A 17594-nucleotide genomic window follows, 5' to 3' on the forward strand; every position below is an offset into this window, starting at 1 on the left:
GAACTGACGGGAAAATACTGTCACTAGAACACCGCCACTGAAAAACAGTGGCGGTGTTCTAGGGCCTTAGAAAGTAATAGACACCCCTGCCTGGAATCGACGCCCCATTACCGGAGCCTCTTCTTTTAAGTAGGAGCTATGCACTAAGCCCAGTTGATTGGTGAGGTTTTCACCTTTCAAATAAAGGGTAGCACCGTAATTTGCCAACCAGTTCGGATACAGATTGACACGTGCGTTCAACAGGCCGTAAGCATCCGTTTCTGACTCATTCACTGCCACCTTTTCCTGAGAGAAATAACGCGTGTAACCCAAAGAGCCATCCCAGCTTTGCGCCTGATAGCGAACTTCAGCACCCAGACGTTGCGCAGGAATTCGAGCTAAATTACCACCATCACGCTGTTTCGCTCGGGTGTAGTCACTAAAGCTGTGTACTGACCAAGCGTCATTTAAACGCCAGTCTAACTCCAGTTCATAGCCATACAACTCTGCATCAACCTGGCTAAACTGAACAACTTGTAACGCGTCGTCATGGGCATGCTCTTCTTCAGAATGCTCCTCACCCTGATGTTCATCATGGTCATCATCGCCATGAATCTGTTCACTGGTTATGCCAACAAAGTCATCATAAATGAAGTCGTCTACACGGTTATAAAACACATTAACGTTGGCGTGGAAGGAGTCAGTTTCATAATGAACGCCAAGGTCCAGGTTGTTTGAGCGCTCCGTTTCAATACGGTGCTCTGCCGCTTCAATGTGATATTCACCCGAGGCTTCTTCATGCAGCTCATAACCAAGCCCTAACTCATAAGTCCGAGTCGCAAAATGGTTTCCGTTGGAAAACACTTCCGTGCCGCTCGGGGCTCGCTCAGCATGACTCAAGTTAACGGATACAGATGTGTGCTTATCAAAGTGATACAAGTAGCCTGCCGAGGCAGAAACCGCACTGAAGGTATCAAGTTTCCAGTCTTCGCTGGCTAACGCTGTACGCTCATAACGCGCACCTAAATCAACATGGTGATCACCAAACTCCTGCTCAACAACCCAGAACCCCCCTTGAGTTCTGCGAGTCGTATCCGGCGTAAACGCCTCTTCGCCCAGCGCCGACTTGTCACTGATATCCCACTGCCAGCCTATAGCACCAGCCCAGCCCGCTAACTCTTGGTGACGTGCCGTTAAGCGAACTTCTTTCTGCTGATTTTCAAACTGGGTTGCGACAAAATCTTCTTCGATTTCCTGATGTTGATAATCAGTAAGAGCGCCTCGAAAATCCACTTGCTCAATACCGCTGAAAGGGTTTCTCCACTGACCAGCTAACTGAACGCGATCTTGCTCTAGATTTGCGTAAGGACCATGCGCTTCATGGGTCGCTTCTTCATGAACTTCTTCATCAGCATGCTCTTCCTCAGGATGACCATGTCCAGGAATACCATAATCCTGCGTAAGTCCTTGATAAGAAATACCAAAAAAACCGCTATCAAATTGATAACTCACACCCAGCGTGCCACCTTGAGCTTCAACAAAACTGTTTTCAACGGAGTCAACGCGCTCGCCTTCATCATTGATAAAGGACGCCGTTTGATAGTCACCCGCATCTCGTACAAACGCATCAGAATAAAGCGCCCAGGTGCCATTACCTACTTGTAGGTCGTACGATGCTTCTTTGTTGTCATTATTTGACGACAACGAGCCATTCACATTACCTTGCAACCCATAAATCGGTTCGCTCGGAATACGGTTATCGACGACATTAATAACCCCGCCAATAGCACCACTACCGTATAGAAGCGTTGCCGGCCCACGTAGAACCTCTATTTGTTCAGCCGTGCTGGTTTCGGTTGTCACTGCATGGTCCGGACTTCCGCGGGATACATCACCGGTGTCTAATCCATTTTGGGTGATTTTCACACGAGGACCACCAAGCCCTCGCACAATAGGACTCCCGGCCACATTCGCAAAATGCGTATTGTTAATTCCGGGTTCGGACGACAAGGTCTCACCTAAACTGTGTGCGTGTTTTTGTTTAAGCTCATCACCCGAAATAATACTGACTGGCTGAGCCGACTCTAATGCAGTTTTGCCCAGCGGGTTAGCCGTTATGGTGATCACCTCGGTGGGGTCCGGATGCTCATGTTCCTGCTCTTGCGCCAATGCCGTCGATGAAACAGCGAGAATAGCGAGTGTTAAAGTATTCAACTTCATGACAAACTGCCCTTCTTGATTGTGTTATATTATAACATTACGTAAGTCAGGAACATTTTGCAACACTCTTTTGCTGACAATCTATGGTTGAATAGTGCTCGCTCAGGTACAATCAATCCGATTCTCGAGAACAACTACAATCAGAGGACAGCTCATGAAACTTTCTCGCATCCTTGCACCCGTGGCGCTTAGCGTATTTGTTGCCGCTTGTGGAGCACCGGAAACTCAGTCGCAAACCGTTGATGTCAGCGCCAAAGAAGCCAACATTCGCTCACACCTCGAGTTTTTGGCTGACGACGATCTTAAAGGCCGCCAAACTGGCAGCGAAGGCCATGAAATAGCATCTAATTACATTGTGTCTGAATTCAAACGTTTGGGTTTAGAACCTGCCGGTGATGACGGCACTTATTACCAACGCATACCGTTTCGCAAAAGCACATTAAAAGAAAACAGTGCGTCAATGACCTACGAAGTAAACGGTGAAACCGTAGAGTTCGATTTCCCGAAAGAGTTTATTACCGGTCCAAGTCATTACAGCGAACAAGATCAAGTATCTGCACCGCTGGTTTTTGTTGGTTACGGTATGGAAGCGCCTGAGTTTGGTCTTAATGACTACGAAGGTTTAAACGTTGAAGGTAAAATTGTTGTCATGTTAACGGGCCGCCCAGAGTTTCTGCCAAGTGAAGAAGGCGCTCATTTGTCTAACATTAAATCGGACATCGCTCGTGAGAAAGGCGCTATTGGTATTATTACTCTACACACGCCGGTACGTGAAGAAGTCCGTAAATACGAAACCAGCGTTTACTACACCAAAACCCCGCGCATGACTTGGCTAGGTCCAAATGGTCTTCCTAAAGGCCAGGAACAGCAAATTAGCGGAACCGCATACTTAGACGACGAACCTGCAAAACGTTTGTTTGCCAATGCGCCAACTGAGTTAGAAACTATTTTCACCCAAATTCAGGAAGATCCGGATTTTTCACCGAAAGGTTTCGATCTGGAAGGTAAAGTGACGTTAAAGCGTGAGTCTCGCCATGAAGAGATTAGCAGTCCTAATGTCGCCGCTGTTTTGCCTGGCTCTGACGAAAAGCTGAAAGACGAATACGTTCTTTACACCGCGCACTCTGACCACATTGGTGTGATTAAAGACATGAGCCGCGAAGACAACATTAACAACGGAGCGATGGATAACGCGAGCGGCGTTTCCGTTATGCTGGAAACCGCACGCTTGTTTGTTGAGTCAGACAAGGAGTTTAAGCGTTCGATCATGTTTCTTGCGGTAACGGCTGAAGAGAAAGGTTTATTAGGCGCAGACTACTTCGCTAATAACCCAACCGTTCCTTTAAATAGTATCGTCGCTAACGTGAATCTGGATATGCCAGTATTACTTTATGACTTTGCTGACGTTGTTGCCTTCGGGGCATCACATTCAACCCTAGGCGAAACGGTCAGTAAAGCAGCGAAGAAGTACGACACAACTCAAAGTCCTGATCCAATGCCTGAGCAGGCGATTTTCACACGCTCCGACCACTACACTCTGGTTAAGAAAGGCATTCCTGCTGTGTTCTTAATGACCGGCTTTAATTCTCGTACCGAGGGTGAAGACGGTGGCGAAGTTTGGGGGAAATTCTTTGCTGAACATTACCATAAGCCAAGTGACGGCCTAAACTTAGACATTAACTACGAAGCCGGTGCGCGCTTTACCAATATCAACTTTGCTATTGGTGAAGAAATTGCTAATGCCGCACAGCGTCCACAATGGTTGGAAGCCTCATTCTTTGGAAAGCAGTTTAACGACTGAGACGTCTAGAATAGTGAGTAAAAGGGGGCTGTTTAGCTCCCTTTTCTTTTTTAGGTTCACAAAACTGTCACTAAACCACCTTACAGTCAGGCTTACAGGTAAAACTTGGAGCTTGTACTATGTTATCCGTCGAACAGGTCGTTAATAAAAAACTCCCCAATTTAAAAAAGACACCATGGCTGGAAAAGTCGGCGACGTGGTTTTTGCGCCACCTGTTACATGAAAAAGATATTCAACAATTTGCCAATAGCCTACCACCGCTTGATGGCATCGATTTTGTTGAGCACGTACTGGATTATTTTAATTTCAGCTATTCCTATGCTGCAAAAGCTCTCGATAATATTCCGACCACGGGTCGTCTCGTCATTATCGCAAACCATCCTATTGGCTCGCTAGACGGCCTGGCGCTATTAAAGTTAGTGAGCGAAGTACGCAACGATGTCAAAATTGTGGCGAACGACTGGTTAACAGAACTAGAGCCTCTCAAGCCGATGTTACTGCCTGTTAATGTATTTGGCGAAAAGCCACAACCGAGTGATCTCAGAAATATTCGGGAGTACCTGCATAGTGAAGGCTGCGTCATTATTTTTCCCGCTGGTGAGGTTTCCCGATTACGCCCTAACGGCATTAAGGATACACGCTGGGCAGCAGGCTTTCTGAAAATAGCTAAGTCAACACAAAGCGATATTCTGCCCATTCGTCTGAGTGCTCATAATTCAGCCTGGTTTTACACCGCGTCAATGGTTTATAAACCATTAGCAACGGCCTTGTTAGTTAAAGAAATGTTTCGGCAACAGAAAAAACAGGTCCACTGTGACATCGGAGAGAAAATTCCGTTATCCGCTTTTAATCAGCCAACTATAAATTTAAATCAACAAGTTAAGTTATTTAAAAAACACCTTTACCGAGTCGGCTCTACAAAGCCCACTATTTATCCCACCCAAACCGCGATTGCCCGACCGGAGCCAAGGCAGCCACTAAAAGCGGCCATTGAATCCTGTGAGCTTTTAGGTAAAACCCATTGTGGGAAAAAAATTTACCTATACGAATTCAGCGGAAGTTCTCCTATTTTAAGAGAAATCGGTCGCTTGCGGGAAGTTGCTTTTCGAACCGTTGGTGAGGGCACCTGGAATCGGCGCGATCTTGATGAATACGATACCTGGTACATGCATTTAATCTTGTGGGATCCGGACGATCTCGAAATTGCGGGGGCTTACCGTCTCGGTGACTGCCGGCAGATTATCCAAAATAAAGGTTGTGACGGCTTATACACCAACAGCTTTTATCGCTTTGAAGAGGGTATGAAACTCATTTTCGAAGAAGGACTAGAACTAGGGCGTTCTTTTGTTCAGCCTCGCTACTGGGGGAAGCGAAGCTTAGAATACTTGTGGGTTGGTATAGGCGCCCTACTTCGTAAGCATCCCCGTTATCGCTACTTGTTTGGCTCAGTCAGTATCAGCAATGCACTGCCTAAAAGTGCTCAGGCTGCTTTGGTTGGTTTTTACTCAGCACACTTCCCGCCGATTAAGCCTCTGGCAACCGCTAATATTCTTTACCAGTCCACTCAAGAGTCAACGACGCCTGGGTTCTCTGGTGACAACTATTCGGACGAATTCTCACAGCTAAAAACGTATTTAGCGAATATGGGAGTTTCCATACCAACGATGTACAAACAGTATTCTGAATTATGCGAAGCCGGTGGGGTTCAGTTTTTAACCTTTGGTATTGATCCGGACTTTAATAATTCCATAGACGGTTTTGTTCTAGTAGACATACACAAACTTAAAGAGAAAAAACGGAAACGCTATCTGGAAACCCGATAGACACTGGCCTGGGTGTACCAGTCGCCTAACACAACACGTTTTGCCGGCGTGCCATCGTTAAGCTTAAAGCTATGTATTGCGGGGCGATGAGTATGCCCGTGAATAAGCTCGTTTACTTGGTGCTTTTCCATAACATCAAGCACTGCTGGGTGTTGTGCATCCATTTGGTAAAGCCGCTCAGGCGTCAATTGAGGACGCTGGCTGTTTGAGCTTTGCCTTAATTTATTGGCAATACGCATACGCCAGGCCAAAGGTAAGCGTCGTAACAAACCTGTCACTATCGGATTCTGAATGAAGCGCCGATATCGCAAATAGCCTTTATCTAACGTACACAGTGTATCACCGTGCATCAGTAAAACACGTTCGCCATAAAGGTTTATTACCGTTTCGTCTGGCAGTAACGTCATACCTGTTTCAGTGGCAAAACGCTCGCCAACCATAAAGTCTCTATTGCCCGCCATGAAATAAACTTTCACGCCAGAATCGCTGAGTTGTTTCAGTTGCGACTTTATTTGAAAAGCAAAGTCACTGGAGTCGTCATCGCCAAGCCACGCATCGAATAAGTCGCCTAAAATATACAAGGCGTCTAAGTCTGTGCTTTGCGCACAGAAGTTCGCAAAGGCGTCCAGAATATCCGGACGCCCGGGACTTAAATGTAAGTCTGCGATAAACGCCGTTGTCATTGTTAGTCGTTAACAGAAACTTTTTCAATAACCACGTCTTCAACAGGCACGTCCTGATGGAAACCTGCAGAACCCGTCTTCACGTCTTTAATGGTGTTCACAACATCCATACCGTCTGTGACTTCTGCAAACACGCAATAGCCGTAACCGTTTGGTGTTTCATTCTGGAAATTCAAGAAGTCGTTGTTGTTCACGTTAATGAAAAACTGTGAAGACGCTGAGTGAGGATCTGGTGTACGAGCCATCGCTACCGAGCCAACGACATTCGGTTTAGCAGTTGGCGCTTCGTTCTCAATATTATCGCGCGTTTCTTTTTGCTTCATTCCCGGCTCAAAACCACCGCCCTGAACCATGAAATTACTAATCACACGGTGGAAAATGGTGCCGTCGTAAAAACCGTCACGAGCGTACTGCAAAAAGTTATCAACGGTTTTAGGAGCCGTATCTTCGTGCATTGCCAGAGTAATATCGCCAAAATTTGTGTGTAAAATGACCTGCATTTTTTCTACCTGTTTCCTGTAACAAACCAGCCGATAGTGTACCAGAGGCAAGGCATCGGTGGTATCATAGGCGCTTTATTTTCACTCGTAACGGCAGAGAATTAAGAGATTTCATTATGGCAATCACCCTTTTTAATACCCTGACACGCAAGAAAGAGTCATTCGAGCCTATTCAGCCGGGGCACGTTGGTATGTATGTCTGCGGGGTCACAACGTACGATTATTGCCATATTGGTCACGCCCGTACTTATGTTGCGTTTGATATTGTCGTGCGCTATTTGCGCAAGATGGGTTACAACGTCAGTTATGTCCGTAACATTACTGATCTGGACGATAAAATCATCAAACGAGCAGCCGAGAATGGCGAAGACTTTCAGGCACTGACGTCACGCTTTATTGACGCCATGCATGAGGACTTTGACGCATTAAACTTGCTGCGCCCGGACATTGAGCCCACAGTCACCGAACACATGGACGAGATTCTGACAATGATTCAGGCTCTTATCGACAGTGGAAACGCTTATAAAACTCAAAGTGGCGACGTTCTGTTTGATGTGTCGACGTTCAGTGAATACGGCAGACTCAGCCGCCAGGACCTCGAGCAGCTGCAGTCTGGCGCACGCGTCGATGTTGATGAAGAAAAAGACGACCCGCTTGACTTTGTCTTGTGGAAAGCAGCGAAAGCCGGTGAGCCGAGTTGGTCATCGCCCTGGGGTGAAGGCCGCCCGGGCTGGCACATTGAGTGTTCCGCCATGAACAAGAAGCACTTAGGCACCACCTTTGACATTCACGGTGGTGGTTCAGACTTGGCGTTCCCACACCATGAAAACGAAATTGCACAGAGCTGCTGCGCGAATCACTCAGACTATGTGAAGTACTGGATGCACAGTGGCATGGTACAAGTGAACGACGAGAAAATGTCGAAGTCTTTAGGTAACTTCTTCACTATCCGGGAAGTGCTAAAAGCGTACGATGCAGAAACCGTGCGTTATTTCCTTCTATCGAGCCATTATCGTTCACAACTGAATTACACCGAAGAGAACTTAAACCAGGCGCATTCAGCTCTAGAGCGTTTGTATACCGCATTACGGGATATCGAGCCAAAAGGGGCTTCAGATGACCTGCGCAGCGGTTACTGGGAGCAGTTCCAAAAGGCAATGGATGATGACTTTAATGCGCCGGAAGCGATGAGCGTGTTATTCGATATAGCCCGTGACATAAACCGTCATCGCGACTCCGACGCAGAAAAAGCGTCACAACTTGCGTATATTTTAAGAGAATTTTCAGAAGTTATGGGGTTACTACAACGTGACCCCAACGAATTTCTTCAAGGCGACGATGATGACGTTGCCAAAATTGAAGCGCTTATCGCCAAGCGAAACAATGCACGTGCGGAGAAAAACTGGGCCGTAGCGGACGAAGCTCGCGATGAGCTTACCGCCATGGGTATTGAGCTAGAAGACGGTCCCGAAGGCACGCGCTGGCGTCGCGCTTAACCATTTAGAAATGAGGTATTTATGGCATTTCCAAAATTAGACGTAGTCAGCTCACTTGCTGACGCCTACTCAAAAGACGGTACTGACGCACTCATTGTTGTCGGCCACTTCGATACTGTTGACGATTCAGCGTTAGCGGAAAAAATTGCGCAAGCAAAGACAACCGATCGACGCGTTGGTAGCGATGTATTATTGCTCCAGGCTGAAGGTGTTCCTGGTCAGCGCCTAATTACCGCGCCAACAGGCCCGCTTAACCGTGACTTTGACGATGTTCGTCAGGTCTTCGATGCAGCTCATAAGGCGGCCAAAATTGCTCAAGACGCCGGTGCCCGTCATCCGGTGATTGCATTAAACAATGTTGATATCAATGACACCCGCTACCAACAGGCTTTTTTAGCAACTTACTTAGGTGTCTGTCAGTCACTGTATCAACCGTTGGAAGCTCGTGAAGCGCACGGCGAAGAAGCAATTGAACCAACGCAAAACGTCACGTTAGTGGGTGAGTTAGACGCTGACTGGGCCATGGCTGTTGAAGCCGGTAAGCGAGTTGCCCGTGACTTGGCAGGTACTGAGCCCGAGCGTATGGCACCACCACGCTTCGCGGAGTACTGCCGCCAGGCATTTGCGCATACGCCGGTCAAAGTCAGTGTTATCGACGACACTCAGCAGTTACAACACGAGTACCCATTACTAGCCGCAGTGGGTCGTTCATCTATGGCCGTTGAGCGACATCGCCCATGTGTTATTCGTTTGGAGTACCACGGTAGCCAACCAGAGCGCACCGTTATGTTTGCCGGTAAAGGTATTGTCTATGACACTGGTGGTGCTGACTTAAAAACGGGTGGTCACATGGCCGGTATGAGCCGTGATAAAGGCGGTGCCGCTGGTGTTGCTGGCTTCATGAAAACCGTCGCTGAACTGCAGCCCGAACACCTGAACGTTATTGCCGAAATTGGTGCGGTTCGCAACAGCATCGGCTCTGACGCTTTTGTCGCTGACGAGATTATTACCGGCCACAGCGGCAAGCGTGTTCGTATCGGTAATACTGACGCCGAAGGTCGTTTGATAATGGCAGATTTGCTGTCTCACTTACGTGAAGAAGCGGCACAGGCAGATGGTGAGCACGAACTCTATACTGTCGCTACATTAACTGGGCATGCAGCGCTGGCCAAAGGCCCCTATAGTGCATTGGTTCCTAACGGTCATGCGCGTCGGCAGAAGTTACCGGAGGCGTTATTTGAAGCGGGTGAAACCTACGGCGATCCAACGGAAATTTCCTGGTCACGCCGTGAAGACTTCGATTTTGTGAAAGGACGTACTTTGTGCGATGACTTGCTGTCTTCTAACAATGGTCCTTCAGCAACCACCCCGCGCGGACACCAATTCCCAATGGCATTTTTGGTCGGTGTGTCTGGCTTGGATAACCACGGCATTGATAGCTCGCGTCCGTTAAGTTACATCCACGTCGATATTGCCGGCAGCGGAGTAGAAGGCGGCGATTGGCAACACGGGAAGCCAACGGCAGCGCCAGTAACTTGCTTGGCAGGTCATTACCTTAAGAAGTAAGCACCTGTCGCTTAGATACAAAAAAGCTCGGATACCATTAAGGTCCGAGCTTTTTTTATGGTATTAAGCGATTTTAATTATCCGGATACAAACTCTGGGCCAAAGCCGTTTGTCCACAAGATAGCGGTTGTTACCATCAGTACCACCATAGCAATTAATCCGGCAGTCACAACTGAACTCGCGTACAAAAAGCCACGCTCTTCAGGAATGTGCATAATAACCGGCAGACCTGAATACAGCAGGTAAACCGAGTAGGCAACCCCGCCTAGGAAAACTAACGCCACAAACCAAAGCTCAGGGTACAATGCTGCAATACCCGACATGATAACCGGTGTTGCTGCATAAGCCGCAAGCTCCAGTGACTTGGTGTAGCTTGGATCCGCCCCAAACGTTTTTGCCATCCAGTAAATAAGATAGGCCAGTGCGAACGTCGCAGCGATAATACCAACGTACATTGCTACAGCGAGCATAACCGCACTATTTTCTGCAAGGTAGATGGCCTCGCGTGCACCGACGCTCCAACCGATTTTCGCCGATGCATAAAATGCGGCAAGGCATGGCAGAATAGCGACCAGTAATGTGTGAGAACAGGAATACATAAAGCTCTCACGCTTGCTGTCGATGGTTTTCCATTCTTGTACCGGGTGTGCGTACAAACCCCAAATGTGATTCAGTATCATAACTTCACCTTCCCCGTAATACGCGGTCATACCGCCCAATTCTTAAATACGTTATAATTATTAGATTAAGGTACTGCTGAAAAATTCACCCATGTGACTAATATTCAGCACTCAACTAACACTGTCAAGCATTTTTGATATAACTATAGTTCAGTTTTGTTAAAATTTTTAACCAATTTGACCGGGGAATGTCCGTTTTGAATACCGCTGTTGTGTCGCCCTATTTATCGCTTCTTGAGCCCATTAATGAATTTCTAATATGCCCGACTCCTAAAGCGTGGGTACAAGAAGCTGCGAAAGCAGAGAATTTACCCATTATTTTGCTGGACCACCTACACTGCGAGCTTAAAGCCGCTCAAAGTGCCGCTTTGCTATTACGCCGGTATGCAGTATCAGAAAGTCATGGGCAGCTACTTCTCGACGCACTACAACCTTACGAAGACTTAGTTTACCGAGGTGTTGGTACGTTAAGTGATGTGCAAAAAAGCAAACAGCTATCTCACGCATTAAAAGCGGCTGAGTCACAGCCATTTGCGGATGACATTATTGAGCGGATGTCGCGCTTAATACGCGAAGAGCTGCATCACTTCCAGCAAGTCTACGAAATTATGGAAGCGAGGAACATTCCGTTGCAGAAGCTCACAGCATCTCGTTACGCCAAGCAATTGCTACAAAAAGTCAGAACTTACGAACCTGAAGCACTTATAGATAAACTCGTTATTGGTGCACTTATAGAAGCGCGTTCTTGTGAACGATTTGCGGCTCTGGCTCCCTACTTAGATGAAGATATTGCTCGTTTTTATGTGTCATTACTGCGCTCAGAAGCGCGTCATTATCAAGACTATTTAGAGCTGGCACAAAAGCTGAGCGATACCGATATTAACGAAAGAGTTAATCAGTTTAGGGAGTGGGAAGCTGAATTGATTCGTTCAGAAGATAACGAGCTGCGCTTTCATTCCGGAGTACCGGCGTACGCTTAATGCGCACGCCGGCTTTAATTAAAGTTCTTCTAATTTCTTACCGGCGTTTTCGTCGTAGTAAACGTCTTCATCAAAATCATTCTCTGAACGTGCCACGACCGTACTGACCATTGCATCGCCAGTGACATTAACCGCAGTCCGGGTCATATCAAACAAACGGTCAACACCGATTATTAAGCCAATACCTTCTACCGGCAAGCCGACTTGCTGTAACACCATGGCCAGCATAATTAAACCGACACCAGGCACACCCGCGGTGCCTACCGATGCCAGAGTTGCCGTCAGAATAACCATTAAGTATTCAGCAATACCTAAGTCTAAACCATAGACCTGAGCAATAAATACAGTAGCGACACCTTGCATTATCGCCGTGCCGTCCATGTTTATAGTGGCGCCTAACGGCACAGTAAACGAACCAACGCTGTTACTGACACCTAAACGACGGGTGACCGTTTCCAGCGTAATTGGCATGGTGGCGTTACTGCTGGCGGTACTAAACCCGAACAACTGCGCATCACGCATTTTCTTCAGGAAGATACCCGGTTTGACGCGAGCGAAGACACGCATGAACAATGGGTAGACAATAAGGCCATGAGCAATCAACACGAAGAGTACTAACAAGAAGTACTTCGCCAGGCTGCCAATCATTTCTACGCCAATTTCGGTGAACAGCTTCGCCATTAACGCAAACACGCCATAAGGCGCAACCGCCATGAGTATGACAACCAACTTCATGATCACAGCGTTTAAGTCGTCAAAGAAGCCTTTCAGACGCTCGCCAGGCTTGCCGACTAACGCCATTGAAATGCCGAACAGTAATGCAAATACAATAATTTGCAGCATGTTACCTTCAGCCATAGCGTTAATTGGGTTGTCAGGGAATAAGTTAATAATGACTTCGCTGACCGAGGGGGCTTCATTGGCTTCAAAAGACGCTTCTGAAGATCGTTCAATGCCAGAGCCGGGCTGCACTAACACCGCAGAGAATATCGCAAAGCTGATGGCGATTGCGGTCGTTACCATGTACATGCCCACGGCTTTCCCACCTAAACGCCCTAACTTACTCGGGTCGCTCAGCGAGCAGGTTCCCACCACCAGTGAAACAAACACTAATGGCACAACCAACATTTTCAATGAGGTTATGAATATTTGACCGACAACATCAAACAAGCCGTTCGTTAAATACAGTGAGACCCAGGCATTGTCGCCGGCCACATAACGAATAATTGTACCGAGAATGATCCCAGCGACCATGCCGATAACAATGCGGCTAGTCAGACTGAGTTTTTTCTTTTCGCTCATAAGCGTCCTTTATTATTCATTCTTAAAAACTGCGATAGACTACCAAAAAGTTGCCCTCTGCGCAGCTTCGTTATTGTAAGCGGCGTTCAATAGCATTTATTGTGCGATGTCTGAACGCGTTAACGATGACTTCAGAGTTTGAATGACCGTTGACAAACCTTTTGCAAAGCGCTCGCTCATCGGTTTACGCACCACATAATTCAGTTGTAATACGTTGAACGCCTTGTGTTGTTCAAGCAACCAAGAGTCACTTGTGGTCACCTCGTCCACCAAACCAAGCTCTTTTGCTTCCTGGCCTGACCACACTTCGCCCGTAGCAACTCTGTCAATATCAAGCTCAGGACGGTTTTCTTGCACGAATGTCTTAAATTGGCGGTGGATGGCTTCTAAATCTTGCTTGAACTTACGGCGCCCTTCGTCCGTATTCTCGCCAAATAGCGTTAATGTGCGTTTATATTCACCCGCGGTAAGTTGTTCAAAATCAACATCGTGCTTTTTCAGGAAACGGTGAAAATTGGGTATTTGTGCCACCACTCCGATAGAACCAATAAATGCAAACGGCGCCGCTAACAGCTTGTGACCAACGCACGCCATCATATAGCCACCACTTGCCGCTACTTTGTCTATGGCCACATTCAGTGTAAGGCCATGCGCTTTAATACGCTGTAGTTGTGCTGCCGCCAAACCATAACCATTGACAACTCCACCACCGCTTTCTAAGCGCACGAGAACCTCGTCTTTGTCGGTTGCTAACTGCAAGATAGCATTCACCTCCTGACGCAAGTTATCCACTTCTTTTGCATCCATGCTGCCTTTGAAGTCGAGTACAAAGAGACGCTGTTTTTTGTCACCTTCAGGCTTTTTCTTTTTCAACGCCTTCATGGCTTTCTTGCGAGCTTTTTTATCCATTAGCTCTAGCTTAAGTTGCTCACTAAGGTCCTTAAGCTCTTTAGACAAATCAGTGACCTGCAGGTCGCCCTTACTTTTCTTTTGCTTCTGAGCCGCTTGTGCCAGCAGACCAACAATAAAGCCTACGGCGATAACAATAATGGCCGCCTTCAACAAAAACGAACCAATATCTATCAGAAACTCCATATACTTCTCCCATACGAAAAAGGCCAGCATAACTGCCGGCCTTTGAATAACGAGTCTTCAATAACCTGAAGCTATTGTACCAAATCTGGATTGCTGATTGTTATTTGCATCATGTCTGAAGCAAACCAGAAGGCAATTTGTTGTTGCATCTCAGCAGTAACTGCCGCAGATGGGCCTGCGTCAACCAGTGATCCGTGCTCTGCATCGCCGCCGAAACGAACAATACCCGATACCGGAGTACCATCAGGCGTGGTGGTTTCCGAGATACCCTCTAAACCGAGCAACGCAGCCAGAGGCTCTGTGCCTGCAAGCGGTTTGTTCTCTACGGCATTAGGAATAACTGAATCACCGATTGCTTCAATCATGAATACCGGTGTTTCTGAAGCGACGACACCACTTGCGTAGTTAACCGGGTCACCCGAATCAACAACGGTTTGTGCTGCAAATGCAAACTGCTCAAAAGTTGCGTTAATTTGAGCCACTTGCTCAGCAGACGCCTGCTCCATGAAACCAGCATAGAACTGCTCTAACGTTGCACCACCAGCAATAGCCTGGTCAGCGGCAGCTTTAAAATCAGCATTCGATGAGTAAAGCAGGCTTGCTTTAATTGTTGGACCAAAGCTTTCAGAGGCCAACAGGAAGTTCGCTAAGCTGCCACCTGGCATGCCTAAGCTAGAGGCTTGAACGCTAAACATACCATCGAGCGCTGATAATGGGCTATCTTCACCAAATGACGTGTTAGCCAGCGCGGTGAAACCGGTACCCGCGATAGCACCTAACGAGTGACCAATAAAGTGCACATCCGTACCATCAATTTGCTCACCATCGGCAGCCATGAAGTTATTTAAGCTGACACGCAGGGCAACCAGATCAGTAATTGACTGGCGTAAGTTATCACGCGTTGTCAGCAAACTGCTCAAGTTCATGTAAGTTGTCGCATTTTCTGAGCCTGTTGCTGTAATGTCGAGCTCACCGTCTGCGTCAATATCAAAGCCACGTTCACCGTGTAATGGATGGTCGATTGCTACGGTTGCATAACCTGCAACAGCTAGCGTTCCCGCGATTGCGGCAGCGTTATTTTTTGAGCCGGTGATGCCATGCTGGAAGATAACGACAGGCCAGCCATCAGCTGGTTGGCTTAACGCAGGCAAACCCCGTTGGCTTCTTACGGCATTAGCTGTGGCTAAATCGGGAATAGTGACAAACGCATTTACCGTCTCCGTATCCTGAACCTCAGGTACCGGGTTGTATTTAGTTAAATGACGCTCTTCGTCAACACCCGCCAAATCAATACCATCCTCTGAGGTAATACATGCCTGTACTATTGAACGAATAACTCCCGCTTTATCGGCTGCGATAGCGTCTTGAGTAATACCCAAACCTAAAGCACCCTCTGGGATTTGGCCACTTTCAATGCCACCAACGATGGTAACAGGGCTGTCACACTTAGCGGTCCAGCGACCCGTTACGGGGGCTGTTGGATTTTCTGCGCTTGGTACAGGCAAGTAGTAAGGAATATCAACCTGACCGCCGTAAACTTTAGCTGAGCTAGCAACCGCCAAGGTAGTTGGGTCGGTAATGCCCGCGCCAGACAGGACGACATCTAAAGTATAGCCCTGCGGCGCAGCTTGCATCACTGGCGGAGCACCCGCCGCAATTTTCTGACCTAATAGAGTTTTCGTCATGCCCAACACGTCACCCACCGACTGAGTGGTAAAGTTTGAGCTATAAATAACGTCTTCAGGGTCTACGCCGAACTGTGCTAAAGCACCTTCGTAGCTGTTAATCAGTGCCTGTAAACTCTGTGCTGAAGGGTCATCAGAAGCTGGCGCTTCACTAACAGGCTCTTTCATTAGCGTGTAGGTCTGTGACGCTTTAACACGACGACCTAAAGAGTCCTGAATATTATCCGTTAAAACGACCAAATAACCTGTCGCTGATTCTAAAGGACGAAGAGGTACAACGGCTAAACTCCCTTCACCTGTTGCTTTAACTGTAAAGTCTGTACCGTGCTGTAACTCTTCGGTCACCGCACAAACAGCTGCTGGGTTAGCTGCAGCACAACCTTCAGAAACAGGTGTTCCGCCTTGTACCGTTTTGAATACTCGAACTGCTCCCTGAGCTTCGACACTGGCAGGATCGACCGACACCTGCTCACCATTTTGGTCAACAGGAAGCGAGAAGTTAAATGCCAGAGTTGAGTGCGTTCCCCAACCGTCTAAACCGTTAATAGCGACCTGCGGGTTAGCTGTATCACTTGGGTCAGCGACCGGAATATTCAAAGTGCCATCCACACTACCGCTTAACAAAATATTCGTCGGCGCTGGTATCGCACCATTCGACGGGTCAAATACAACGCGTGTTGCAGCGACATTCACTTCGTTTTCCGTAATAGGTGCTTCGTCACCGCTTCCGCAACCTACGAGGCTTAGAGCCGAACCGATTGCCAATGGGAGTAGTAATTTCTTCATGAGGTATCCCCAATCCTTTTTTATGTTTTGTTATTCTGTACCTTCTCTTAACGAAATTTATACACCTGTATCAAATAAGATTAAAGGCTTTTTAACGATTTTTCGTTCGTTTGCTGAGAAGTTATTCGAATATCGTTACAATAGCCTACTCACCCGACCACAGTCCAATGGTATTAGAAAACAGTTATGAAAATTAAAACCGTACACGATTACAAAGCGACACCGGACCTTTTGAAAGACAAAGTTATTTTAGTCACAGGTGCTGGCGACGGCATTGGTAAAGAAGCCGCAATAACCTTCGCTAAACACGGTGCGACCGTCATACTATTAGGCCGCACTGTCGCGAAACTCGAAGCCGTCTATGATGCCATTGTTGAAGCGGGGTACCCGCAGCCGGCTATCATTCCTCTGGATTTAAAAGGTGCTACGCCGTCTCACTACCGTGATATGGCGGCAACTATTCAAGACCAGTTCGGTAAACTCGACGGTGTTCTGCATAACGCTGGCTTGCTTGGTATTTTGTCGCCATTTACCCACATAGAGAAAGACAGCTGGGACGAAATAATGCAAGTGAATGTCACCGGCCAATTCGCCATGACTCAGGCGCTTATTCCGGTCATGGAGAAAGCGCCAAGCGCTTCTTTAGTATTCACGTCGTCAGGTGTCGGACGCAAAGGCCGTGCATACTGGGGCACATATTCTGTCAGTAAATTTGCCACTGAGGGTATGGCACAAGTAATAGCAGACGAATACGAGGGCACAAAGCTACGCACGAACGTAATTAATCCCGGCGCAACGCGCACTAGCATGCGTTCAAAAGCTTACCCGGCGGAAGACCCAAAAAGCCTGAAAACACCTTCTGACCTTATGCCAACGTACCTTTATTTAATGAGTGATGATAGCAAACACGACAATGGCATTTGCTTTGACGCGCAGTAAGTCGCTTTGATGTAGCTCTGGGTTCATTACGCGTGCTACACTCGCTAGCAACTGTTAAT

General features: G+C 47.5%; 13 protein-coding genes. 6 read left to right on the forward strand and 7 right to left on the reverse strand.

What is annotated here, in order from left to right; all coding sequences use genetic code 11:
* Nucleotides 1–66: 66 nt before the first annotated feature.
* On the reverse strand, nucleotides 67–2199 hold the full coding sequence (locus CWC33_RS01405) for a TonB-dependent receptor (protein ID WP_100690488.1): 2133 nt from the start codon (nucleotides 2197–2199) through the stop codon (nucleotides 67–69).
* 154 nt (nucleotides 2200–2353) lie between these two features.
* Between CWC33_RS01405 and CWC33_RS01410 the strand changes: the two genes are divergently transcribed.
* Entirely contained in the window at nucleotides 2354–4000 is a 1647-nt protein-coding gene (locus tag CWC33_RS01410) for a M28 family metallopeptidase (RefSeq protein ID WP_100690489.1), read from the forward strand.
* Between the two features lie 119 nt (nucleotides 4001–4119).
* A complete protein-coding gene (locus tag CWC33_RS01415; RefSeq protein WP_100690490.1) occupies nucleotides 4120–5823 on the forward strand; it encodes a GNAT family N-acyltransferase in 1704 nt (567 codons plus the stop codon).
* On the opposite strand, the gene CWC33_RS01420 is transcribed toward CWC33_RS01415, so the two are convergent.
* Both CWC33_RS01420 and CWC33_RS01425 read right to left on the reverse strand, forming a co-directional pair.
* Nucleotides 5805–6506 (reverse strand): UDP-2,3-diacylglucosamine diphosphatase, encoded by a 702-nt coding sequence (locus tag CWC33_RS01420; protein ID WP_100690491.1) that lies wholly within the window; start codon nucleotides 6504–6506, stop codon nucleotides 5805–5807. The two genes, CWC33_RS01415 and CWC33_RS01420, sit on opposite strands and share 19 nt — an antisense overlap.
* Nucleotides 6507–6508: 2 nt before the next feature.
* Nucleotides 6509–7006 (reverse strand): peptidylprolyl isomerase, encoded by a 498-nt coding sequence (locus tag CWC33_RS01425; protein WP_100690492.1) that lies wholly within the window; start codon nucleotides 7004–7006, stop codon nucleotides 6509–6511.
* A 116-nt stretch (nucleotides 7007–7122) separates the two neighbouring features.
* Here CWC33_RS01425 and cysS point away from each other — a divergent pair, with 116 nt between their 5' ends.
* Both cysS and CWC33_RS01435 read left to right on the forward strand, forming a co-directional pair.
* Entirely contained in the window at nucleotides 7123–8502 is a 1380-nt protein-coding gene (gene cysS, locus CWC33_RS01430) for a cysteine--tRNA ligase (protein ID WP_100690493.1), read from the forward strand.
* 21 nt (nucleotides 8503–8523) lie between these two features.
* Nucleotides 8524–10068, forward strand: coding sequence for a M17 family metallopeptidase (locus CWC33_RS01435; RefSeq protein WP_100690494.1), 1545 nt, complete (start codon nucleotides 8524–8526; stop codon nucleotides 10066–10068).
* A gap of 77 nt (nucleotides 10069–10145) precedes the next feature.
* On the opposite strand, the gene CWC33_RS01440 is transcribed toward CWC33_RS01435, so the two are convergent.
* The gene (locus CWC33_RS01440; protein WP_100692244.1) at nucleotides 10146–10748 is read right to left on the reverse strand and encodes a Yip1 family protein; all 603 of its coding nucleotides are present in this window, start codon (nucleotides 10746–10748) and stop codon (nucleotides 10146–10148) included.
* A 197-nt stretch (nucleotides 10749–10945) separates the two neighbouring features.
* On the opposite strand from CWC33_RS01440, the gene miaE reads away from it, so the two are divergent.
* A complete protein-coding gene (miaE, locus tag CWC33_RS01445) occupies nucleotides 10946–11728 on the forward strand; it encodes a tRNA isopentenyl-2-thiomethyl-A-37 hydroxylase MiaE (RefSeq protein WP_100692245.1) in 783 nt (260 codons plus the stop codon).
* 18 nt (nucleotides 11729–11746) lie between these two features.
* On the opposite strand, the gene CWC33_RS01450 is transcribed toward miaE, so the two are convergent.
* From CWC33_RS01450 to CWC33_RS01460, 3 genes are all read right to left on the reverse strand, one after another.
* The gene (locus tag CWC33_RS01450; RefSeq protein WP_100690495.1) at nucleotides 11747–13030 is read right to left on the reverse strand and encodes a dicarboxylate/amino acid:cation symporter; all 1284 of its coding nucleotides are present in this window, start codon (nucleotides 13028–13030) and stop codon (nucleotides 11747–11749) included.
* A 96-nt stretch (nucleotides 13031–13126) separates the two neighbouring features.
* On the reverse strand, nucleotides 13127–14125 hold the full coding sequence (gene sohB / locus CWC33_RS01455; RefSeq protein WP_100692246.1) for a protease SohB: 999 nt from the start codon (nucleotides 14123–14125) through the stop codon (nucleotides 13127–13129).
* 71 nt (nucleotides 14126–14196) lie between these two features.
* Complete coding sequence (locus CWC33_RS01460; RefSeq protein WP_100690496.1) at nucleotides 14197–16596, reverse strand: VolA/Pla-1 family phospholipase; 2400 nt, start codon at nucleotides 16594–16596, stop codon at nucleotides 14197–14199.
* A 186-nt stretch (nucleotides 16597–16782) separates the two neighbouring features.
* On the opposite strand from CWC33_RS01460, the gene CWC33_RS01465 reads away from it, so the two are divergent.
* On the forward strand, nucleotides 16783–17535 hold the full coding sequence (locus tag CWC33_RS01465; RefSeq protein ID WP_100690497.1) for a YciK family oxidoreductase: 753 nt from the start codon (nucleotides 16783–16785) through the stop codon (nucleotides 17533–17535).
* Nucleotides 17536–17594: the final 59 nt, after the last annotated feature.

The sequence above is a fragment of the Idiomarina sp. X4 genome (genome assembly GCF_002808045.1).
Lineage (GTDB): Bacteria > Pseudomonadota > Gammaproteobacteria > Enterobacterales > Alteromonadaceae > Idiomarina.